At 72.6% G+C, this 20,296-nt stretch carries 19 protein-coding genes and 2 rRNA genes; 5 read left to right on the top strand and 16 right to left on the bottom strand.

The genetic code is table 11. From position 1 onward, the window contains the following. Positions 1 to 159 precede the first annotated feature (159 nt). Both BM237_RS25275 and BM237_RS25270 read right to left on the bottom strand, forming a co-directional pair. On the bottom strand, positions 160 to 849 hold the full coding sequence (locus BM237_RS25275) for a DUF3558 family protein (protein ID WP_093852048.1): 690 nt from the start codon (positions 847 to 849) through the stop codon (positions 160 to 162). A gap of 199 nt (positions 850 to 1,048) precedes the next feature. Beyond that, positions 1,049 to 1,963, bottom strand: a complete 915-nt coding sequence (locus tag BM237_RS25270; protein WP_245794042.1) for a hypothetical protein — start codon at positions 1,961 to 1,963, stop codon at positions 1,049 to 1,051. A 272-nt stretch (positions 1,964 to 2,235) separates the two neighbouring features. On the opposite strand from BM237_RS25270, the gene BM237_RS25265 reads away from it, so the two are divergent. Together BM237_RS25265 and BM237_RS25260 are read left to right on the top strand one after the other, a co-directional pair. After that, positions 2,236 to 3,429: an RtcB family protein gene (locus BM237_RS25265; protein ID WP_093852046.1), complete on the top strand. Its 1,194-nt coding sequence runs from the start codon at positions 2,236 to 2,238 to the stop codon at positions 3,427 to 3,429. Between the two features lie 128 nt (positions 3,430 to 3,557). Then, positions 3,558 to 4,148: a Uma2 family endonuclease gene (locus tag BM237_RS25260; protein ID WP_093852045.1), complete on the top strand. Its 591-nt coding sequence runs from the start codon at positions 3,558 to 3,560 to the stop codon at positions 4,146 to 4,148. A 42-nt stretch (positions 4,149 to 4,190) separates the two neighbouring features. Here BM237_RS25260 and hemB read toward each other — a convergent pair whose 3' ends face one another. The 6 genes from hemB to BM237_RS25230 form a co-directional block, all read right to left on the bottom strand. Then, positions 4,191 to 5,207 carry a porphobilinogen synthase gene (gene hemB, locus BM237_RS25255; protein ID WP_412721444.1) on the bottom strand — a complete coding sequence of 339 codons (1,017 nt, stop codon included), beginning with the start codon at positions 5,205 to 5,207 and terminating at the stop codon, positions 4,191 to 4,193. Beyond that, positions 5,204 to 6,850 (bottom strand): bifunctional uroporphyrinogen-III C-methyltransferase/uroporphyrinogen-III synthase, encoded by a 1,647-nt coding sequence (locus tag BM237_RS25250; RefSeq protein ID WP_093852044.1) that lies wholly within the window; start codon positions 6,848 to 6,850, stop codon positions 5,204 to 5,206. The genes hemB and BM237_RS25250 overlap by 4 nt, the downstream gene beginning before the upstream one ends. Next, positions 6,847 to 7,827 (bottom strand): hydroxymethylbilane synthase, encoded by a 981-nt coding sequence (gene hemC, locus BM237_RS25245; protein WP_093852043.1) that lies wholly within the window; start codon positions 7,825 to 7,827, stop codon positions 6,847 to 6,849. Before hemC ends, BM237_RS25250 begins: the two co-directional genes overlap by 4 nt. Continuing rightward, positions 7,824 to 9,194, bottom strand: coding sequence for a glutamyl-tRNA reductase (locus BM237_RS25240; protein ID WP_093852042.1), 1,371 nt, complete (start codon positions 9,192 to 9,194; stop codon positions 7,824 to 7,826). The genes hemC and BM237_RS25240 overlap by 4 nt, the downstream gene beginning before the upstream one ends. A gap of 73 nt (positions 9,195 to 9,267) precedes the next feature. Next, on the bottom strand, positions 9,268 to 10,059 hold the full coding sequence (locus tag BM237_RS25235; protein WP_093852041.1) for a redox-sensing transcriptional repressor Rex: 792 nt from the start codon (positions 10,057 to 10,059) through the stop codon (positions 9,268 to 9,270). A gap of 271 nt (positions 10,060 to 10,330) precedes the next feature. After that, positions 10,331 to 10,567, bottom strand: a complete 237-nt coding sequence (locus BM237_RS25230; RefSeq protein ID WP_245794041.1) for a glutaredoxin family protein — start codon at positions 10,565 to 10,567, stop codon at positions 10,331 to 10,333. Between the two features lie 163 nt (positions 10,568 to 10,730). Here BM237_RS25230 and BM237_RS25225 point away from each other — a divergent pair, with 163 nt between their 5' ends. The 3 genes from BM237_RS25225 (at position 10,731) to BM237_RS25215 (ending at position 14,310) form a co-directional block, all read left to right on the top strand. Continuing rightward, entirely contained in the window at positions 10,731 to 11,675 is a 945-nt protein-coding gene (locus BM237_RS25225) for an HAD family hydrolase (protein WP_093852039.1), read from the top strand. Positions 11,676 to 12,021: 346 nt separating this feature from the next. Beyond that, the gene (locus BM237_RS25220) at positions 12,022 to 12,801 is read left to right on the top strand and encodes an ECF subfamily RNA polymerase sigma factor, BldN family (protein ID WP_093852038.1); all 780 of its coding nucleotides are present in this window, start codon (positions 12,022 to 12,024) and stop codon (positions 12,799 to 12,801) included. 222 nt (positions 12,802 to 13,023) lie between these two features. Continuing rightward, on the top strand, positions 13,024 to 14,310 hold the full coding sequence (locus tag BM237_RS25215) for a DUF5667 domain-containing protein (protein WP_093852037.1): 1,287 nt from the start codon (positions 13,024 to 13,026) through the stop codon (positions 14,308 to 14,310). Between the two features lie 237 nt (positions 14,311 to 14,547). Here BM237_RS25215 and BM237_RS25210 read toward each other — a convergent pair whose 3' ends face one another. The 8 genes from BM237_RS25210 to BM237_RS25175 all read right to left on the bottom strand — a co-directional run. Further along, a complete protein-coding gene (locus BM237_RS25210; RefSeq protein WP_093852036.1) occupies positions 14,548 to 15,651 on the bottom strand; it encodes a lysophospholipid acyltransferase family protein in 1,104 nt (367 codons plus the stop codon). Further along, complete coding sequence (locus tag BM237_RS25205) at positions 15,644 to 16,675, bottom strand: NAD-dependent epimerase/dehydratase family protein (RefSeq protein ID WP_093852035.1); 1,032 nt, start codon at positions 16,673 to 16,675, stop codon at positions 15,644 to 15,646. The genes BM237_RS25210 and BM237_RS25205 overlap by 8 nt, the downstream gene beginning before the upstream one ends. Before the next feature lie 233 nt (positions 16,676 to 16,908). Next, positions 16,909 to 17,007 carry a 30S ribosomal protein bS22 gene (locus tag BM237_RS25200; protein ID WP_003948845.1) on the bottom strand — a complete coding sequence of 33 codons (99 nt, stop codon included), beginning with the start codon at positions 17,005 to 17,007 and terminating at the stop codon, positions 16,909 to 16,911. A 128-nt stretch (positions 17,008 to 17,135) separates the two neighbouring features. Then, positions 17,136 to 17,348, bottom strand: a complete 213-nt coding sequence (locus tag BM237_RS25195; protein ID WP_175541128.1) for a helix-turn-helix domain-containing protein — start codon at positions 17,346 to 17,348, stop codon at positions 17,136 to 17,138. A gap of 688 nt (positions 17,349 to 18,036) precedes the next feature. Further along, positions 18,037 to 19,212 carry an acetoin utilization protein AcuC gene (locus BM237_RS25190; protein WP_093852033.1) on the bottom strand — a complete coding sequence of 392 codons (1,176 nt, stop codon included), beginning with the start codon at positions 19,210 to 19,212 and terminating at the stop codon, positions 18,037 to 18,039. Positions 19,213 to 19,273: 61 nt separating this feature from the next. Then, the gene (locus BM237_RS25185; protein ID WP_093852032.1) at positions 19,274 to 19,921 is read right to left on the bottom strand and encodes an HAD family hydrolase; all 648 of its coding nucleotides are present in this window, start codon (positions 19,919 to 19,921) and stop codon (positions 19,274 to 19,276) included. Positions 19,922 to 20,006: 85 nt separating this feature from the next. Then, a 5S ribosomal RNA gene (rrf, locus tag BM237_RS25180) occupies positions 20,007 to 20,123 on the bottom strand. 70 nt (positions 20,124 to 20,193) lie between these two features. Beyond that, a 23S ribosomal RNA gene (locus BM237_RS25175) occupies positions 20,194 to 20,296 on the bottom strand; the annotation flags it as partial.

Here is a 20,296-nt window from a genome sequence, read left to right as displayed (position 1 = left end):
GATCGTCGTCGGTCGTCGGCGCCGCCCCGCCCGCCGCCCGGCCGGGTCGGCGGGAGGGGCGGCGGGAGAAACGGCGGGGGGACGGGGAACGGAAGGTCCCCGAGGGGAAGACAGGGTACGCGCGGCGGGTGACGGGGCCGAGGGGTCCGGCCCGGTCACCTACTTGACGGCCTTGACGGCCTCCTTCGCCGCCTTCTCCGCGTTCTCGCGGATGTCCTCGGCCTTCGGCGTCTTTCCGGTCTCGAAGCCGGCGCCCTCGTAGTCCACGGTCACCACGACGTTGCCGGTGATGGCGACGACCCGCTGCTCGCGGTACTCCTCGGTCTTCTTGCCGTCCTTGCGCTCGGTCTCGAAGGCTATGGACGTCGCCTGGTCGCCGACCCCGTCGAGCGGGGTGTCCTTGACCTTCTTGTTCTCCTCGTCCTGCGAGACGGCGGCCACCTGCTGGCCGGCGTACTCGGCGGCCCGCTCGCTGCCGCTGCCGAGCGTCACGTCGGAGTCGAACCGCTTGAGGGAGACGGTGAGCGCCCGGTACTGGTAGTCGTCCAGGCCGCTCCACAGGCAGGTGCCGTAGCCGTCGGCGTCCTTGGAGCCGAGGTTCTTGCCCTTCTTCTTCGCCTCGGGCACCACATCGCCGACCGTGTCCCCCGAGAGGGTCTTGCAGGGGTCGGGCAGGGTGGTGAACTTCACCGGCGCCGGGGTCGGGGACGCGCTGGAGGCGGAGGCGCTGGGCGAGGGCCCGGCGGAGTCGTCGCCACCGGAGTCGGAGGAGCAGCCCGCGACCAGCAGCATGGGCACGGCGGCGCAGGCGAGGGTGCGGACGGCGGTGCGCGTGGCGTTACGGTGCATGGTTCCTTCGCTTCCGGATGTGCTGGGCGCCGGGCACGCCCTGTCGGACGGCACGACGGTACGCCAACTCGGGCGATGACACCGCAGCAGCCTAGAACGGCCTCAGGCCCTGCCGGGCGGCGCCGGGACCGGGTGTGTCCGTCGTCTCAGTCCCGGTGAGGGCGCGGGGCGGGCACGGGAGCGGGCCCGCGAGGGGGCGTCAGTCCCGGAACCCCCGGGCGAGCCGGCCGGCCAGTTCCAGTGCCTTCTCCTGCAGTTCGGCGCTGTCGGGCAGCCTGCGCTTGTCCGTCACCCACTGCTCGTACTCGACGGTGACGATGACGTTCCCGGTGCGGAAGACCAGGGTGATGTCGCGGTGGACGCCCGAGTCCGCGGTGACCAGCTCGTCGTCGATGTACGCGGCGTCCCCGAGGTCCTCCAGGGGGCGCGGGGCCAGTGCCGCTGCCGCGCCGGGAGCGGGCTGCGGGACGGCCGTCTCCGGCTCGCCGCTGCCGCCGTCCCCGTCATCGCCGCCGCTTTCGGCGGGCTCTCCGCTCCCCTCCGGGGTCTCGTCGGCGTCCCCGCCGTCCCCGGCCTTATCCGCGCCGGCCTCGTCCTTCTTCTCCCCGGAGCCGGGGGACTCCCCGTCCGCGGGCGACGAGCTGGGGATGCCCGCCTCCAGCACCATGTCCTCGTACAGGCGCACCGCCCGCTCGTCGTCGCTGACGGCGGGGTCGTACGACACGACCCGCTCGAAGTCCACCAGGAGATGGCGGCTGCCCATGCCGGTGGAACTCTTCCAGCGGCAGCCGACCCGGCGGTCGTCGTCGTAGGTGACGGTCTGCTCGCCCTCGTACGCCGCCGGGGTCCCGTCGCCGCCCTCCGCGCCGTCCGCCGGGGAGGCGCTCGCGGCCCCCGGCAGCATCGCCTTCAGAAGACCGGTGTCGACCGCGTCGCAGGGCTCGGGCAGATCGCGGTAGGTGCCGGGCGGAGCCGTGACGGCGGCGGTGCCGACCGTGCCGGGCTTGCTGTCGGACGCGGCGCCGCCCGCGCCGGAGCCGCCGGTGCAGCCGACGGTCCCGACGGCCAGCACGGCTGCGAGCGCCGCGCCGGTGGCGTATGCCTTCCGCTGCACTGCCCAACTCCTCATGTCCGCGTGAACGCCCGAAAACCCGAGAACTCGAAAACACGTTGCCGCCGTACGACCACAACAGAACACAATGTCTATCGCACGACGTCCGTCACGCGCGCCGCGGGACCTCCGCTCATCGGTGCATATGCAGTAATACGTCCGTCCTGTGTGTAGGGACGTACGCGGTTCGCACGCGATCCGTGCGCGATTCGCACGCATGTGGCAGAGCGTGCTCGCACTTCTCAGGCACTTCTCAGCCAGGGGGATGAACGAACATGTCGTACACCGAGGTTCCCGGGGCCCGGGTGCCGATCCGGATGTGGGCCGACCCGTCCGGCGTCGAGGACGGCGCGATGCGGCAGCTGCGCAACACCGCGACGCTTCCGTGGATCAGGGGTCTGGCGGTCATGCCCGACGTCCACTACGGCAAGGGCGCCACCGTCGGCTCGGTCATCGCCATGGAGGGCGCGGTCTGCCCGGCGGCGGTCGGTGTGGACATCGGCTGCGGCATGTCGGCGGTCCGGACCTCCCTGACCGCGAACGACCTGCCCGGCGACCTCTCCCGGCTGCGCTCGCGCATCGAGCAGGCCATCCCGGTCGGCTTCGGCATGCACGACGACCCCGTCGACCCGGGCCGCCTGCCCGACTCCCCCGCCTCCGGCTGGGACGGCTTCTGGTCCCGCTTCGACGGTGTCACCGAGGCCGTCCACTTCCGCCGGGAGCGGGCCACCCGCCAGATGGGGACGCTCGGCGGCGGCAACCACTTCGTCGAGGTCTGCCTGGACGAGGACGGCGCCGTCTGGCTGATGCTCCACTCCGGCTCCCGCAACATCGGCAACGAACTGGCCGAGTACCACATCGGCGTGGCCCGCAGGCTCCCCCACAACCAGGACCTGATCGACCGCGACCTGGCCGTGTTCGTCGCGGACACCCCCCAGATGGAGGCGTACCGCAACGACCTGTTCTGGGCGCAGGAGTACGCCAAGCGCAACCGCGCGGTCATGATGAGCCTGCTCAAGGGCGTGATCCGCAAGGAGTTCCGGAAGGCGTCCCCCTCTTTCGAGCAGGTCATCTCCTGCCACCACAACTACGTGGCCGAGGAGCACTACGACGGCATGGACCTGCTGGTCACCCGGAAGGGCGCCATCCGCGCGGGCGGCGGCGAGTACGGCATCATCCCCGGCTCGATGGGCACCGGCTCCTACATCGTGCGCGGCCTGGGCAACGCCGCCTCCTTCAACTCCGCCTCCCACGGCGCGGGGCGGCGGATGAGCCGCAACGCGGCGAAGAAGCGGTTCACCGCGCGGGACCTGGAGGAGCAGACGCGCGGCGTGGAGTGCCGCAAGGACTCCGGCGTCGTCGACGAGATCCCGGCCGCGTACAAGCCGATCGAGCAGGTCATCGACCGTCAGCGCGATCTGGTCGAGGTGGTCGCGAAGCTGCGGCAGGTCGTCTGCGTCAAGGGCTGACGCGGCCGCGCGGTGCGGCCGTGCGGTACGGCGCCGGTCCTCGTCCGGTCCCGGGCGTAACCGGTGGCCCGGACGTATCGTTGTACCGCGCGGCCGCGCATCCCGGCGCGGCGGGGAGGAGCGTCACCGTGACCGTCGAGCTGACCGACAGGATCGAGATGGCCGAGTCCGACGAGACCACCTTGGACGAACTCTTCGAGCGTCTGGAGCGGATGCCCGTCCCCGAGGGATACAAGGTCGAGATCGTCGAGGGGTCGGTCTACATGACACCGCAGCGCTGGACGCACTGGAAGATCATCCGGAGGGTCCTGCGGCAGTTGGAGGACCAGTTCGGTCTGGACGCGGAGATCGGCTCCGACGTCCGGATCGACTTCCCCGGCCATCTCAACGGCTTCGCCCCCGATCTGGTGAAGATCACCGAGGGCGCGGTCCCCGACGCGCAGGACCGCTACTCCCCGGACGACGTCGAGCTGGTCGTGGAGGTCCTCTCCCGCTCCACGGCGGCCAACGACCACGGCCCCAAGCTGAAGGCGTACGCCGCCGCCGGCGTCCCCGCCTACTTGATCATCGACCCGTACGGCGCCCGCTGCCACCTCCACACCCACCCCAAGGACGGCGGCTACGGCAGCGAGCTGACCGTCGACTTCGGCGAGCCCGTGAAGATCACCGAGACGTCCGTGGAGCTCACCATCACCACGGACGGCTTCCCCCGCGACTGAGCCCGGCCCCACGGGCCCGGCCCGGGCGGGCGGGCCGGCGGCTCAGCGCAGCCGCCGGGCCGCCTCCGTGGCCCAGTAGGTCAGGATCATGTCCGCGCCGGCCCGCCTGGCGCCGGTGAGCGTCTCCATGATCGCCCGGTCCCGCTCGATCCAGCCGCGCTGCGCGGCGGCCTCGACCATCGCGTACTCGCCGGAGACCTGGTAGGCGGCCACGGGCACGTCCACCGCGTCCGCCACCCGGCGCAGCACGTCCAGATAGGGCAGCGCGGGCTTGACCATCACCATGTCCGCGCCCTCGGCGAGGTCGAGCGCCAGCTCGCGCATCGACTCCCGCGCGTTGGCCGGGTCCTGCTGGTAGGCCTTGCGGTCGCCCGTCAGCGAGGAGTCCACCGCCTCGCGGAACGGGCCGTAGAACGCGGAGGCGTACTTGGCCGTGTACGCCAGCATCGCCACGTCCTGGTGGCCGGCCTCGTCCAGGGCGCGGCGGACGAAGGCGACCTGGCCGTCCATCATCCCGCTGGGCCCCAGCACATGCGCACCCGCCTCGGCCTGGACGCACGCCATCTCGGCGTACCGCTCCAGCGTGGCGTCGTTGTCCACCCGGCCGCGCTCGTCCAGCACGCCGCAGTGGCCGTGGTCGGTGAACTCGTCCAGGCACAGGTCGGACATGACGACCAGGTCGTCCCCGACCTCCGCGCGCACATCGCGCAGCGCCACCTGGAGGATGCCGTCCGGGTCCGTGCCGCAGGACCCGGTGGCGTCCTTCCTCCCCTCCTCGGGCACGCCGAAGATCATGATTCCGCCCACGCCCGCGGCCACGGCCTCGGCCGCCGCCTTGCGCAGGGTCTCGCGGGTGTGCTGGTACACGCCCGGCATCGAGGAGATCTCCACCGGCTCGGCGATGCCCTCCCGCAGGAAGACGGGCAGGATCAGATCGGCCGGGTGGAGCCGGTGCTCGGCCACCATCCGGCGCATCGCCGGGGTGGTGCGCAGCCGCCGGGGGCGCACCACGGGGAAGTCCCCGTAGCCGCTGCCGTAGGTGCTCTCGCCGATCGTCACGATGTCCGTGCCCTCCTCCTGGCCGGGCGCTTCTCGCTGGGCCGCTGCACCGCCTCGCCGGCCTCGGTCATCGCGTCCCGGCGCCTGGCGCCGAACTCCGCCAGCGCCTCGGCCAGCCTGTGCACCGACGGCTCCGGCGCCATGACGTCCACGCGCAGCCCGTGCTCCTCGGCGGTCTTCGCCGTCGCCGGGCCGATGCACGCGATGACCGTCACGTTGTGCGGCTTGCCCGCGATCCCGACGAGGTTGCGGACGGTGGAGGAGGAGGTGAACAGCACGGCGTCGAACCCGCCGCCCTTGATCGCCTCCCGGGTCTCGGCCGGTGGCGGCGAGGCGCGCACCGTCCGGTAGGCGGTGACGTCGTCGACCTCCCAGCCCAGCTCGATCAGCCCCGCCACCAGCGTCTCGGTGGCGATGTCGGCGCGCGGCAGGAAGACCCGGTCGATCGGGTCGAAGACCGGATCGTAGGGCGGCCAGTCCTCCAGCAGCCCGGCCGCGGACTGCTCGCCGCTGGGCACCAGGTCGGGCTTGACGCCGAAGTCGACCAGGGCCTTCGCGGTCTGGTCGCCGACGGCCGCGACCTTGATCCCGGCGAAGGCGCGGGCGTCCAGGCCGTACTCCTCGAACTTCTCGCGCACCGCCCTGACCGCGTTCACCGAGGTGAAGGCGATCCACTCGTAGCGGCCGGTGACCAGGCCCTTGACCGCGCGCTCCATCTGCTGCGGGGTGCGCGGGGGCTCCACCGCGATGGTGGGCACCTCGCTGGGCACCGCGCCGTAGGAGCGCAGCTGGTCGGAGAGCGAGGCCGCCTGCTCCTTGGTGCGGGGCACCAGCACCTGCCAGCCGAACAGCGGCTTGGACTCGAACCACGCGAGCCGGTCGCGCTGCGCGGCGGCGCTGAGCTCGCCGACCACGGCTATCGCCGGCCGGGAGCCGTTCGCCGCGGGCAGCACCTTGGCGGCCTTGAGGGTCTGGGCGATGGAGCCCAGCGTCGCCGTCCAGGTGCGCTGCCGGGTGGTGGTGCCGTCGACGGTGACGGTCAGCGGGGTGTCGGGCTTGCGGCCCGCGGTGACCAGTTCGGCGGCGGTGGCGGCGACCGTCTCCAGGGTGGTGGAGACCACGAGGGTGGCGTCGCTGGCGCCGACCTCGTTCCACGCCTGGGCGTCGGCGGTCCGCGCGTCCAGGAACCGTACGTCCGCGCCGTGGCCGTTGCGCAGCGGCACACCCGCGTAGGCGGGAACCCCGACGGCGTTGGCGATGCCCGGCACGACCTCGAAGGTGACGCCCTCGGAGGCGCAGGCCAGCATCTCGCTCGCCGCGTCCGCGTCGAGGCCGGGGTCGCCGGCGACCGCACGGACGACCCGCTTGCCGCCGCGCACGGCCCGCATGACAAGATTTACGGCATCGTCGGCACCCGCGGATGCTGTTGACGTGTCGTCACCTGCTGTCTGGAGCGGGGTGTCGACACCTGCCCGCACGTGCGCCCGCACGACGTCGTACACCTGCGGGTCGGCGACCAGTACATCGGCCTGCGCCAGCGCCTCGACGGCGCGAAGCGTCAGCAGTCCCGGGTCCCCGGGCCCGGCACCGAGGAAGGTGACGTGCCCATGGGCGCCGTACGAGTGATCGGTGGTGGGGTTCAATGTGCTCGCTCCCCCATCAGACCGGCCGCGCCCTTGGCGAGCATCTCGTCGGCGAGTTCGCGCCCCATGGCCTGGGCCAGGGAGAGCAGCTCGCCGTCGGACGCCGGTACGCGACCGGTGGTGGACAACTGCACCAGTGTGGTGCCGTCGGTCGTGCCGACGACACCGCGCAGGCGCAGTTCGGTGACATCCTGCCCTTCCGCCGGGAAATCGGCCAGTGCGCCGACGGGCGCGCTGCAACCGGCTTCCAGAGCGGAGAGCAGGGTTCGCTCGGCGGTCACGGCGACCCGCGTGCGCGGGTCGTCGAGCCCGGCGAGCAGGGCTGCGAGGTCGGGGCGCGCGGCCGCGCACTCGACGGCCAGCGCTCCCTGGCCGGGTGCGGGCAGCACCGCGCCGGGGTCGAGCAGTTCGGTGGCCTCGCCGATCAGGCCGACGCGCCTGAGACCGGCGGTCGCGAGGACGACCGCGTCCAGTTCGCCGGAGCGCACGTACCCGATGCGGGTGTCGACGTTGCCCCGGATCGGCACGATCTCCACGTCCCGGCCCAGCGACCGGGCCCAGGCGGCCAGCTGCGCCATGCGGCGCGGCGAGCCGGTGCCGACCCGCGCCCCGTCGGGCAGCTCCTCGAAGGTGAGGCCGTCGCGGGCGACCAGCGCGTCACGGGGGTCCTCCCGGACGGGCACGGCCGCCAGCGCGAGCTGCTCCGGCTGGTCGGTGGGGAGGTCCTTCAGCGAGTGAACGGCGAAGTCGATCTCGCCGCCGAGCAGCGCGTCGCGCAGCGCGGAGACGAAGACCCCTGTGCCGCCGATCCGGGCGAGGTGCTCACGGGAGACGTCGCCGAAGGTGGTGATCTCCACCAGCTCGACGGGCCTGCCGGTGAGCCGCCGGACGCGCTCGGCCACCTGCCCGGACTGGGCCATGGCGAGTCGGCTGCGGCGGGTGCCCAGCTTCAGCGGCTGGGGTGCGTTGGTGCTCATTGCCGCTCCTGTTCGGGGTTACTGACGGCCGCCACGGTCTGCGGGTCGAGGTCGAAGAGCTCTCGCAGCGCGTCGGCGTATCCGGCGCCGCCCGGTTCGCCGGCGAGCTGCTTGACGCGCACGGTCGGCGCGTGCAGCAGCTTGTCGACGACCCGGCGCACGGTCTGGGTGATCTCGGCGCGCTGTTTGGCGTCGAGTCCGGGGAGGCGCCCGTCCAGGCGCGCCATCTCGGCCGAGACGACGTCGGCGGCCATGGCGCGCAGCGCGACCACGGTGGGCGTGATCGTCGCGGCCCGCTGGGCCGCGCCGAAGGCCGCGACCTCGTCGGCGACGATGCCGCGCACCTTGTCGACGTCCGCGGCCATGGGCGCGTCGGCGGAGGCCTCGGCCAGCGACTCGATGTCCACCAACCGTACGCCTTCCAGGCGGTGCGCGGCGGCGTCGATGTCACGGGGCATGGCCAGGTCGAGCAGCGCCATCGGCTCCTCGCGGGAGCCGCTGGGGTCGCGGGAGCCGCGGGAGCCGTCGGATCCGGCACGCGCGGCGAGCGCGGCCGACAGGTCGCCGGCCGTCAGCACCAGCCCGGTGGCGCCGGTGCAGGAGACGGCGACGTCCGCGTGCGGGAGCTCGGCGGGCATCTCGTGGGCGGGCACGGCGCGCGCGGTGAGCCCGCCGCCGTGGAGTCCGGCGGCCAGGCGCCGGGCGCGCTCCAGCGTCCTGTTGGCGATCACCAGTTCGGTGACGCCGGCGCGCGCGAGCACCGTGGCGGCCAGGGAGGACATCGAGCCGGCGCCGATCACCAGGGCCCGCCGGCCGCGCACCCACTCGGCGACCGGGCGCCCGCCGGCGAGCTGCTCCAGGCCGAAGGTGACCAGGGACTGCCCGGCCCGGTCGATGCCGGTCTCGCTGTGCGCCCGCTTGCCGACCCGCAGCGCCTGCTGGAACAGGTCGTTCATCAGCCGCCCGGCGGTGTGCTGGTCCTGCGCCACGGCCAGCGCGTCCTTGATCTGGCCGAGGATCTGCCCCTCGCCGACGACCATCGAGTCCAGCCCGCAGGCCACCGAGAACAGATGGTGGACGGCCCGGTCCTCGTAGTGGACGTACAGGTAAGGGGTCAGCTCCTCCAGACCGACGTCGCTGTAGCGGGCCAGCAGGGAGGACAGCTCGGCGACACCGGCGTGGAACTTGTCGACGTCGGCGTAGAGCTCGGTGCGGTTGCAGGTGGAGAGCACCGCGGCCTCGGAGGCGGGCTCGGCGCCGACCGCGTCCTGCAGGAGCTTGCCGCGCACCTCGGGCGCCAGCGAGGCCCGCTCCAGGACGCTCACCGGTGCGCTGCGGTGACTCAGCCCCACTACCAGCAGACTCATGCGCCTCCCCCGCTCCGCTCGGACCGTACGGCGTGCGGTGCGCGCGTGACGCGTCTCACGGTCGCTCGTTCGTTCATGCGGGCATCACGGCGGGCACGTCCCCGTCAGGTCCCTGTTCGCTTCCCTCGCCGCGGCGGCGCACGGCCGCGGCGGGCGGCGCCGCGGGCGGGGTGGTGTCGGCGCCGCCCTCACCGGGCGCCTCCTCACCGGCCTTGCGCTGCTCGTGGAAGGCGAGGATCTGCAGTTCTATGGAGAGGTCGACCTTGCGCACGTCCACACCCTCGGGCACGGACAGCACGGTCGGCGCGAAGTTCAGGATGGAGGTCACCCCGGCGGCCACGAGCCGGTCGCAGACCTGCTGCGCGGCTCCGGCGGGGGTGGCGATGACGCCGATGGAGACGCCGTTCTCCTCGATGATCGCCTCGAGGTCGTCGGTGTGCTGCACCGGTATGCCCGCGACCGGCTTCCCGGCCATCGAGGGGTCCGCGTCGATCAGCGCGGCGACTCTGAAGCCCCTGGAGGCGAAGCCGCCGTAGTTGGCGAGCGCGGCGCCCAGGTTTCCGATGCCGACGATCACGACGGGCCAGTCCTGTGTCAGGCCCAGCTCGCGGGAGATCTGGTAGACGAGGTACTCGACGTCGTAGCCCACACCGCGCGTGCCGTACGAGCCGAGGTAGGAGAAGTCCTTGCGCAGCTTGGCGGAGTTGACGCCGGCGGCGGCCGCCAGCTCCTCCGAGGAGACCGTGGGCACCGAGCGCTCGGAGAGCGCGGTGAGCGCCCGCAGGTACAGCGGAAGCCGGGCGACGGTGGCCTCGGGGATTCCTCGGCTACGGGTCGCCGGTCGGTGTGTTCGGCCAGTTGCCACGGTGCTCCTGCCGTCTGAACGAAACGGTGAGCGGCCCCGCTGGACACCCGCTGGACATGCGTCCGGACCGCTCCGTCCCGACCAGGCTATGTCTTTGTGAACGTGTGCACAAAGACGGTGTCCGCTTTGTCCGGCCAAAGTGACCGGTGCCACACGCGCCGGACGGAACCGGATCCCGCCCGGAACACCTCCCACATATACGCCCGTCGGCCGTGGAACGCCTCGAGGGGCGGTCGAGACGCGGCCGGTCCGCAGGTGGCGGCCCCCGCGGTCACCTCTCCAGGGCCGCGCGCAGCCGCCGCGGGTCCACCCGCCAGAAGTCGTGCTGCGCGCCGTCCACGAGCACCACCGGGATCTGCTCCCAGTAACGGCGGTACAGCTCCTCGTCCTCGGTGATGTCCTTCTCCTCCCAGCGCGCGCCCAGTTGCGCGCACACCTCGCTGACCACCGCGCGGGCGTCGTCGCACAGATGGCACCCGGGCCTGCCGATGAGAGTGACGGTCTTCATGACCGCCATTGTGCCGCCGCGCCCGGTGCCCGCCGCGGCCGCTCCCCTCCCCCGGCCCGCCCCGGCCCGTTCCGGAACGCGCTTTCCCCGGTTGGCGCAGTCCCCGCCCTGCCGACACCCCTCCGTCACCGGAACCCCATCGGACACTGGCTATGCTCGCGGCATGGCCGCACTTGGATGGCTCGTTCCCCGCAGGCGTTCGGCGACGGCTCGCAGCGTTCTCGCAGGCGAGGCCGCCGCCGAGGCGGCGCGCAGGACCTCGCGGGAGGTCGGCGCACTCGCCCCCGGCGAGACCGAGACGGGGAAACCGGCGGAGCCGGAGTTCCCGGTCCACGGGGACGTCGGGGCCGCGGCCTTCTTCGACCTCGACAACACGATCATGCAGGGCGCGGCCCTGTTCCACTTCGGCCGCGGCCTGTACAAGCGGAAGTTCTTCCACAAGCGCGAACTGTTCCGCTTCGCCTGGCAGCAGGCCTGGTTCCGGCTCGCGGGCTCGGAGAACGCCGAGCACATGCAGGACGCCCGCGACAGTGCGCTGTCCATCGTCAAGGGTCACCGCGTCTCGGAGCTGACGGAGATCGGCGAGGAGATCTACGACGAGTACATGGCCGGCCGGATCTGGCCGGGCACCCGCGCGCTGGCCCAGGCGCACCTGGACGCGGGCCAGAAGGTGTGGCTGGTCACCGCGGCCCCCGTGGAGACCGCCACGATCATCGCCCGCCGGCTGGGGCTGACCGGCGCCCTGGGCACGGTCGCCGAGTCCGTCGACGGCGTCTACACCGGGCGCCTGGTCGGCGAGCCGCTGCACGGCCCGGCGAAGGCGGAGGCGGTGCGCGCACTGGCCGCCGCCGAGGACCTGGACCTCTCCCGCTGCGCCGCCTACAGCGACTCGGCCAACGACATCCCGATGCTCTCGCTGGTCGGGCACCCGTACGCCATCAACCCCGACAGCAGGCTGCGGGCCCACGCACGCGAGCGGGGCTGGCGGCTGCGCGACTACCGGACCGGCCGGAAGGCGGCGAAGGTGGGCATCCCGGCCGCGGCCGGGGTGGGCGCGGTGGCCGGAGGCGCCGCCGCGGCCATGGCGATCCAGCGCCGCCGCCGCTGAGGCAACCGCCGAAGCAGCCACCGAGCCCACCGCCGAAACCGCGCCCGAGCCGCGCCGGAACCGCCGCACCGACCGCCAGTTCGGACGGAGGCCACTCTCCGGCCACAAGCGGACCGCCGACCGATCGGAAAGCGACACGAACCGATCGGATCGGCACCCCGGTTCGCCGCCCGAGCGGCCGCAAACACATAACAGAGCAAACCTAACCGGCGATTTCGGCAACTAGGTGTAGCACGGCCTGTACGAAGCGTTATTCTCCTCAGACGCAATCCGGTGTCCACACGCCCTTGTGACGGGCGGACGGTCCCGCACTGCACGTGATGGAAGCTCTGCCTCTGGGAGTCCCGTGTACCCACACGTCGGGGTTGACGCCTCGGGCCTGGCTGCGCTGCGCACGCTGGTCATCGACCAGCTGCGCGTCCTCGTCCCCCCCGCGCACGCCGTCCCCGCCCTCGCCGCACCTGTCCCCGCAGGCCCCGTCTACGCCCTGGCCGAGGGAGCCGCCGGCACCGCCGCGGTGGGCCGGCGCACCCGCGCCGCGGCCGCCCCGGGCGCCGCCCGGCGCCCGGTCGACGGCGACAGCCGCCGCATGATGGATCTCGTCGAGCGCGCCCAGGGCGGCGAGGCCGAGGCCTTCGGGCGCCTCTACGACCAGTACTCCGACACCGTCTACCGCTACATCTACTACCGCGTCGGCGGCCGGGCCACGGCCGAGGACCTCACCAGCGAGACGTTCCTGCGCGCCCTGCGCCGGATCGGCACCTTCACCTGGCAGGGCCGGGACTTCGGCGCCTGGCTGGTCACCATCGCGCGCAACCTGGTGGCGGACCACTTCAAGTCGAGCCGCTTCCGCCTGGAGGTGACCACCGGCGAGATGCTCGACGCCAACGAGGTGGAGCGCAGCCCGGAGGACTCGGTCCTGGAGTCCCTCTCCAACGCCGCCCTGCTGGACGCCGTCCGCCGGCTCAACCCGCAGCAGCAGGAGTGCGTGACGCTCCGCTTCCTGCAGGGCCTGTCGGTCGCCGAGACCGCGCGGGTCATGGGGAAGAACGAGGGCGCGATCAAAACCCTCCAGTACCGGGCGGTGCGGACCCTGGCCCGGCTGCTGCCGGAGGACAGCCGATGACATGTGGTGACGTGCGGTGACGTTCCGTTTCGCGGCGGGCGGCAGGGCGATCGCGCCCCCTTCGGGGCGTAACCCCGTCGGCCGGTGGTCGTTGTGCGGTTTGCAGACTCCCCGCGGCCCGTCGCGTCCGGACTGCGGCGCCCGAGCCGCCGCTCCCGTACGGCCGTGCAACCCTCCTGTGGGGCAGGGAGTCGACTGTGCTGACGAGAGGAGGTGCCGCCCGTGATGGGAGCCGTATCGCCGAGCCGACGGGCAAACGCCTTCGCCCAGGCCCTCGACGAACGCGAGTCCGAGGGTGCGGCGGCCGACCGGTCCGGGGGCGCGGCCCCCGAAGTCCCGGCCGGGGCGGCGGAGAAGACGAGGGCCGGGCTGACGGACGGGCCGTCCGACGAGCGCACGGCGCTGCTGTCACTGGCCGACAGGCTCGACGCCCTGCCGAAACCGGCGATGGACCCCGACGTCAAGGCGGCCCAGCGGGCACAGCTCCTCGCCGCCGTGGAGAACGCCTTCGCCGGGAGCGGCGAGGGCGCCTCGGTCCCCGGCCCGCGCTCCGCCCGCACGGAGCGCGGCGGAGCCCACCGGGCCTCCCCGCTGCGTCCGTTGAGCAGGCTGCGCCCCAGGACGAGGCTCACCAGGGGGCTGGCGGCGGGCGGCCTGAGCTTCGGCGTCGCGGCGGGCGCCCTCAGCGGAGCCGCCGTGGCCAGCACCGACGCCCTGCCCGGTGACACCCTCTACGGCCTCAAGCTGGGCATGGAGGACCTCAAACTCGGCCTGGCGGGCGACGAGGCCGACCGCGGCGTGGTCCATCTGGACCACGCGTCCACACGGCTGAACGAGGCCCGGCGCCTGCTGGAGCGCGGCCGGTCGGGCCCGCTGGACCACGAGTCGCTCGGCGACATCCGCAGGACGCTCTCCCACATGCGCGACGACGTCTTTGAGGGCCACCGGCTGCTCAGCCAGGCGTACGAGCGCGAGGGCGAGATCGCGCCGATCCGCTCGCTGTCCTCCTTCTCCCGGTCCCACCGCACCAAGTGGGACGAGGTGCGCGCGGGCCTTCCCGTCCAGCTCACCGACGTGGGCGACGAGGTCAGTTCGCTCTTCGACGCCATAGAGGACGAGGTCGGCCCGCTCAGGCCCCTGCTGGACTCCGGGCAGGAGGACACGGACTCCGCCGCCGGCACCGACCGCGACGACCGGCCGGGCACCGGCCGTACGGACCGGCCGCCGTCGCCCGTGCCCGGCGGGAGCGGTGCGGACGGCGCGGAGGAAGACGACCGGGACGGCGAGCGGCAGCCCAGCCCCTCCGGCTCGTCAGGCTCCACCGGCCCGGACGGGGAGAGGCTCCTGCCCGACCCCGGCGACCTGCTGGAGCCCTCCCCCGGCGAGGGCGGCGCCTCAAAGTCGCCGGACGGCGCCCCCCGGCTCCCCGAGCCGGACATCACCATCCCGCCGCTCCTCCCGAACCTCCTGCCGGGGCTGGGGATCGAGACGGGCGACGACTCCGACTAGGCCCTGTCTGACAAATAGCGCTGTCCGCCCGAAGGGCGGGCTCCGCGGCGTCCGGTGCGTGCGATCGCAAGGCGGAGGAGGAGAGCGCAGCGTGCTGCGCCGACGATCGACAACGCAGCGAGCGGGCGTGCCGGACGCCGCGGAGCAGGCGGGATTTGTCAGACAGGGCCTAGCGGACGGGCGGCCGGTGTCCGTGAGGACACCGGCCGCCCGGAGCGCGTGCCTACGGGGCACCGCTCAGAAGAACACCGAACGCCGCCTCACCAGCAGCCGGTAGAGGGTGTGCTGGATCGTCTCGCGCACCTGGTCGGTGAGGTTGAACATCAGCATCGGATCGTCGACCGCCTCCGGCGGATAGTCGTCCATCGGGACCGGCTCGCCGAACTGGACCGTCCACTTCGTCGGCAGCGGCACCATCCCCAGCGGCCCCAGCCAGGGGAAGGTGGGCGTGACGGGGAAGTACGGGATGCCCAGCAGCCGTGCCAGCGTCCTGAAGTCGCCCACCATCGGGTAGATCTCCTCCGCCCCGACGATCGAGCACGGCACGATCGGCACCCCGGCCCGCAGCGCCGTGGAGACGAAACCGCCGCGCCCGAACCGCTGGAGCTTGTAGCGCTCGGAGAACGGTTTCCCCAGCCCCTTGAAGCCCTCCGGCATCACGCCGACGACCTCGCCCCGCTCCAGCAGCCGCTGGGCGTCCTCCGCGCACGCCAGGGTGTGCCCGGCCTTCCGGGCCAGCTCGTTGACGACCGGCAGCATGAAGACCAGATCGGCCGCCAGCAGCCGCAGGGCCCGCCCCGCCGGATGGTGGTCGTGCACGGCGACCTGGAGCATCAGCGCGTCCAGCGGCAGGGTCCCGGAGTGGTTGGCGACCACCAGCGCGCCACCCTCGGAGGGGATGTTCTCGATGCCGAGCACCTCGACCCGGAAGTACTTCTCGTACACCGGCCGAAGCATCGACATCAGCACATGGTCGGTGAGGTCGGCGTCGTAGCCGAACTCGTCGACCTCGTACTCCCCGGTGACCCGCCGCCGCAGGAAGGCCAGCCCCTCGGCGATCCTGCGGTCCCAGTCGCCCCGGTCGCCCCGGTCCTCCCGCCGAGTCCCCGGACCGCTCCCCGAGCCGGCGCGCGAACCGGCCCCGGATACGGCCGTGAGCGGCTTCCGCGTACCGCCCCGCTCCTCCTGGCCGGTACGGCCGTCGTCGCCCCCCGTACGGCGCCCGCCGCCCGCCGCCCGTCCCCGGGCGGGCCGGTCCGGGGCGGTCCGGCCCGGGCCGGACCGCCCCGGGGCGCCGCGCGACCGGTCGTCGTCGAATGGAATGACCTTGGCGTCAGCCATGGCGGACGACCTCCTCGATGCGGTCCACCGCGTGTGCGAGTCTCTCCGGCGGCAGCAGCCCCGGCCCCCCTGCGCGCGCGAAGTCGGCGAAGGCGCCGGCCGTGGTGTACCGCGGCTCGAAGCCCAGCACCTCGCGCATCTGCGTGGTCTCCACGACCCTGCCGTGTGTCAGCAGCCGGATCTGCTCGGCCGAGAAGTCCGTGACACCGACCGTGCGCAGCGCCGTCCCCGTCCACCGGATCGCCGGCAGCAGCAGGGGCAGCGTGGGCCGTCCCAGCCGCCGCGCGGCCTGGGACAGCAGCAGTACCCCGTCGCCCGCGATGTTGAACGTCCCCGCGTTGAGCGTTCCGCGCCGTGGTTCCCCGGCCGCCAGCCGCAGCACCTCGACGACGTCGTCCTCGTGGACGAACTGCAGCCGCGGGTCGTATCCGAGGACGGTCGGCAGCACCGGCAGCCGGAAGTACTCCGCCAGCGGCGTGTCCGCGCCGGGGCCGAGGATGTTGGCGAAGCGCAGCATCGTCACCGCCACGTCGGGACGGCGGCGGGCGAACCCGCGCACGTACTCCTCGACCTCCACGATGTCCTTGGTGAAGCCGCCGCCGGGCAGCGCCTTGGCCGGCGTGGTCTCGGTGAACACCGCCGGATCGCGGGACGAGGAGCCGTAGACGTTCGTGCTGGACTTCACCACCACCCGCCGCACGGACGGCGCCTTCTGGCAGGCGCCCAGGAGCTGCATGGTGCCGATGACGTTGGTCTCCTTGACCGACGCGCGGGTGCCGGGCAGGAGCTGCACCCCGCTGACGTCCAGGTGCACGACGGTGTCCACGCCGTGCTCGGCCAGCACCCCGGCGACCGAGGGCTGCCGGATGTCGGCGCGGACGAACTCCGCCCCGCCGAGGTGGTGTCCGGGCGGCACGGCGTCCACCCCGACGACCCGGTCGACGTCGGGCTCCCGCAGGATCCGCCGTACGAAGCGCCCGCCGAGCCGGCGGGCGACGCCAGTGACGAGCACGACCTTGCCCAACGTTGCTCCCTCTCAGCGTGCGGTGGGCCGCCTCCGGGAAACCCTGCCACGGGCCCCGGCGGCCCTCCTTGTTCCTCGCCGTCCCCCACCGTTCCTCACGGCCTGGTCCCCGAACCGGTTACGGACGGGTCCGCGGCCACCGTATCGGTCGGCCGCCGTTCCACGGCGGAACGCCACCGCCCTCCCACCGACACGGCGGTGGGAGGGCGGTGGTCAGTGTGCGGCGCGCCCGCTCACTTCTTGTTGCGGCGCTGAACGCGCGTGCGCTTGAGCAGCTTGCGGTGCTTCTTCTTGGCCATCCGCTTGCGCCGCTTCTTGATAACAGAGCCCACGACTTACCCTCGCTCACTTCGTCACTCGGTGCGGGGCGTCCGAGCCCACACGACCTACGTCGGCCCAGCCTACCCGGCGCCGGGTAGTGCTCGTGACACGAGGGGGCCACAAGCCCGTCGTTCCGCGGTTACGCGCTCTTCTCCGCCTCCACGTACGACTCGCGGAGGTACTCGTGGACGGCCTGCTCCGGCACCCGGAAGGACCTGCCCACCCGGATCGCCGGCAGATGGCCGCTGTGCACCAGGCGGTACACGGTCATCTTGGACACTCGCATCACCGAGGCGACTTCCGCCACGGTCAGGAACACGACCTCGTTCAGAGGCCTCTCGACAGCAGCCATGTCACACCTGAACCTTCCGCACATGTCGGGCACCGGCTTCCCCTCCGGTGTCTCCTGCTCGCATGCGCGCTCCTCCCCAGATTAGGGGCGGGTGATGCAAGTGGGGAAGAGGAGTAGCCATCGGTCTCCTAATGTGACAGACCGGAACGATTGGACACATAGCGCGCAGACGGACGGTGACCGTGTGACGTCACGGAGTCATCCGGACGGACGGTCGGCCGCATCCGCCCGCCCAGCGGGACGACGGCCGCCGCGGGCCCGTCCCCGGCGGCCGGGTCCGCTCCCCGGCACCCGGCTGACCTGCCCCGCCGCCCGTTCGCGGCCCCCGGCCGCCGCCCCCACGGCGGTCCCGGCCGCCGCCGCGGCGGCGGGAACCGCATGCCCGGGAAGGGGCGAGTGGGAGCGTACGCCCGGCGCACCGGTCGGCAGGTGCACTCCCTTCATCCGGATCGGCGCGACTCCCCGTAAGCACCGAGGAGGCGGGAGGCGTACCCCGAACCGGGTCGTCTTGTCGACACATCCCCCCTGCGCCGGTGCGAGCAGGGGAGGTCCATCCGCCGACAGGGCACCGGACGGGGAGCGTAGGACCCCGGGAGCAGGCCAGGTGCGCCCGGCCGGTCCGGCTGCTCGGTCCGGCGGTGCCCGAACACGGCTCGGAGCCCGGCCCGCGACCGCGTCCCGCGGTGGCTCAGGGCAGCAGCCCGTGCGCCGGATACACCGAGCGCCGCGCGGCCAGCACCGCCTGGTCCAGGGCGCTCGCCGGGTCGTAACCCGCCTCCCAGTCCGACCACACCGGCTCGCGCCCGTCCGTCATCCGCCGCGGCGCGTCCTGCCGGGTGCGCGCGTACACCTGCCGCCGCCAGTCCTCCGGGATCACGGTCTTCGGCGCGATCGGCTCGCCCGCCGCGATCGCCACCAGATGCGTCCAGGTGCGCGGTACGACGTCGACCACCGCGTAGCCGCCCCCGCCGAGCGCGACCCAGCGCCCCTCCGCGTACTCGTGCGCCCAGTCATGGCAGGCCTCGGCGGCCACCCGCTGCGCGTCGACGGTCACCGCCAGGTGTGCCAGGGGGTCCTCGATGTGCGTGTCGGCGCCGTGCTGGGTCACCAGCACCTGCGGCCGGAAGGAGCGCAGCAGCTCCGGCACCACCGCGTGCAGCGCCCTCAGCCATCCGCCGTCGGACGTGCCGGGCGGGACGGCGATGTTGACCGCGCTTCCCTCCGCCTTCTCCCCGCCGGTCTCCTCCGGCCAGCCGGTGCCGGGGAAGAGCATGCGGGGATGCTCGTGCAACGACACCGTCATCACCCGCGGATCGTCCCAGAAGGCCGCCTGGACACCGTCCCCGTGGTGGACGTCGATGTCCACGTAGGCGACCCGTTCGGCACCCAGCTCCAGCAGCCGGGCGATGGCCAGGGAGGCGTCGTTGTAGACGCAGAAACCCGCCGCCCCACCCGGCATCGCGTGGTGCAGTCCGCCGGCGAAGTTCACCCCGTGGAGGACGTCCCCGCGCCACACCGCCTCGGCGGCCCCGACCGACTGCCCGGCGATCAGCGCCGAGACCTCGTGCATCCTCTCGAAGGCCGGGTCGTCCTCGGTCCCGATCCCGTACGATCCGTCCGCCGCCCGGGGGTCCGCGGAGATCCGGCGCACGGTGTCGATGTAGTCGGAGCGGTGCACGAGCCTGAGCGTGGAGTCGCCCGCGGACGCCGCGGCGACCACCTTCAGCCCGGAGGCGCCGGGCAGCCCGAACGCCTCGACGAGTTCCATGGTCAGCTTCAGGCGCACCGGATCCATCGGGTGCCCGGGCCCGAAGTCGTATCCGGTGACCGCCTCGTCCCACATCAACTGTGCGCCGCCGCTCATACCCGTCACCGTATCGGGCGGCCCGGGAGACCACACGGCCACCCGTACCGCCCCGGCCGGCTCAGGCCAGCAGGAGTGCGGGCAGTTCGTCCATCGTGGAGAACAGTGCCTTCGCCCCCGACAGCCTCTCTCCCGGCGTCATGGCGGTGAACCCGTACACGTCCATCCCCGCCGCGACGGCCGCCCGTACCCCCAGAGGACTGTCCTCGACCACGGCACAGCGCTCGGGCGGCACCCCCAACGCCTCTGCCGCGTGGAGGAAGAGATCCGGTGCGGGCTTCCCCCGTCCCACGTCCTGCGCGCTGAAGACCCGCCTCTCCCCGAATCGCTCGTACAGCCCCGTCCTTCCCAACGCCACTCTTATTCGTTCATGGCTGCCGGACGAGGCCACGCAGTACGGCATGCCTTCGGCGTCGAGGGTCCGCAGCACCTCGCCGGCACCGGCCACGGGCCGCAGATCACGCCGGAAGGCGTCGAAGACCCGGGCGTGGAAGACGGCGTCGAAGTCGTGGGGCAGCCGCTGTCCCGAACGCTCCAGGATCAGATCGTGGACCCGGTGCATGGCGGAGCCCATGTAGTCCCGGATGGATTCCTCGTAGGTGGTCGGATGCCCCAGTTCCGTCAGACAGGCCGCGAGAATCCGGTTGGATATCGGCTCGCTGTCCACCAGGACACCGTCGTTGTCGAAGATCACCAGGTCATAACGCATAGGCCATCCACCCCGAGCACACGAAAGGTCCCGTAAACGAGAGAATGCCCCGCCGGGAACCCGGCAGGGCATTCTCTCAACAATTGTTCGGCGGTGTCCTACTCTCCCACACGGTCCCCCATGCAGTACCATCGGCGCTGAAAGGCTTAGCTTCCGGGTTCGGAATGTAACCGGGCGTTTCCCTCTCGCTGTGACCACCGAAACACGATGAAACAACAACCGCCGGCCGGCGGGTCGTGGTCTCAGAACCCACACAGTGGACGCGAACATCTACGGTCAAGCCCTCGGCCTATTAGTACCGGTCAACTCCACCCCTCACGGAGCTTCCATCTCCGGCCTATCAACCCGGTCGTCTCCCGGGAGCCTTACCCCCTC

Origin of the sequence: Streptomyces mangrovi, from assembly GCF_900114215.1 — a bacterium.
Classification (GTDB): Bacteria; Actinomycetota; Actinomycetes; order Streptomycetales; family Streptomycetaceae; genus Streptomyces; species Streptomyces barkulensis.
This window is presented reverse-complemented; position numbering and strand designations above follow the sequence as displayed.

Coding starts and splice junctions, on each gene's coding strand:
- BM237_RS25275 (WP_093852048.1), bottom strand. CDS start 849: ATGCACCGTAACGCCACGCGCACCGCCGTCCGCACCCTCGCCTGCGCC.
- BM237_RS25265 (WP_093852046.1), top strand. CDS start 2,236: ATGTCGTACACCGAGGTTCCCGGGGCCCGGGTGCCGATCCGGATGTGG.
- hemC (WP_093852043.1), bottom strand. CDS start 7,827: ATGAGCACCAACGCACCCCAGCCGCTGAAGCTGGGCACCCGCCGCAGC.
- BM237_RS25240 (WP_093852042.1), bottom strand. CDS start 9,194: ATGAGTCTGCTGGTAGTGGGGCTGAGTCACCGCAGCGCACCGGTGAGC.
- BM237_RS25230 (WP_245794041.1), bottom strand. CDS start 10,567: ATGAAGACCGTCACTCTCATCGGCAGGCCCGGGTGCCATCTGTGCGAC.
- BM237_RS25225 (WP_093852039.1), top strand. CDS start 10,731: ATGGCCGCACTTGGATGGCTCGTTCCCCGCAGGCGTTCGGCGACGGCT.
- BM237_RS25210 (WP_093852036.1), bottom strand. CDS start 15,651: ATGGCTGACGCCAAGGTCATTCCATTCGACGACGACCGGTCGCGCGGC.
- BM237_RS25195 (WP_175541128.1), bottom strand. CDS start 17,348: ATGGCTGCTGTCGAGAGGCCTCTGAACGAGGTCGTGTTCCTGACCGTG.
- BM237_RS25190 (WP_093852033.1), bottom strand. CDS start 19,212: ATGAGCGGCGGCGCACAGTTGATGTGGGACGAGGCGGTCACCGGATAC.
- BM237_RS25185 (WP_093852032.1), bottom strand. CDS start 19,921: ATGCGTTATGACCTGGTGATCTTCGACAACGACGGTGTCCTGGTGGAC.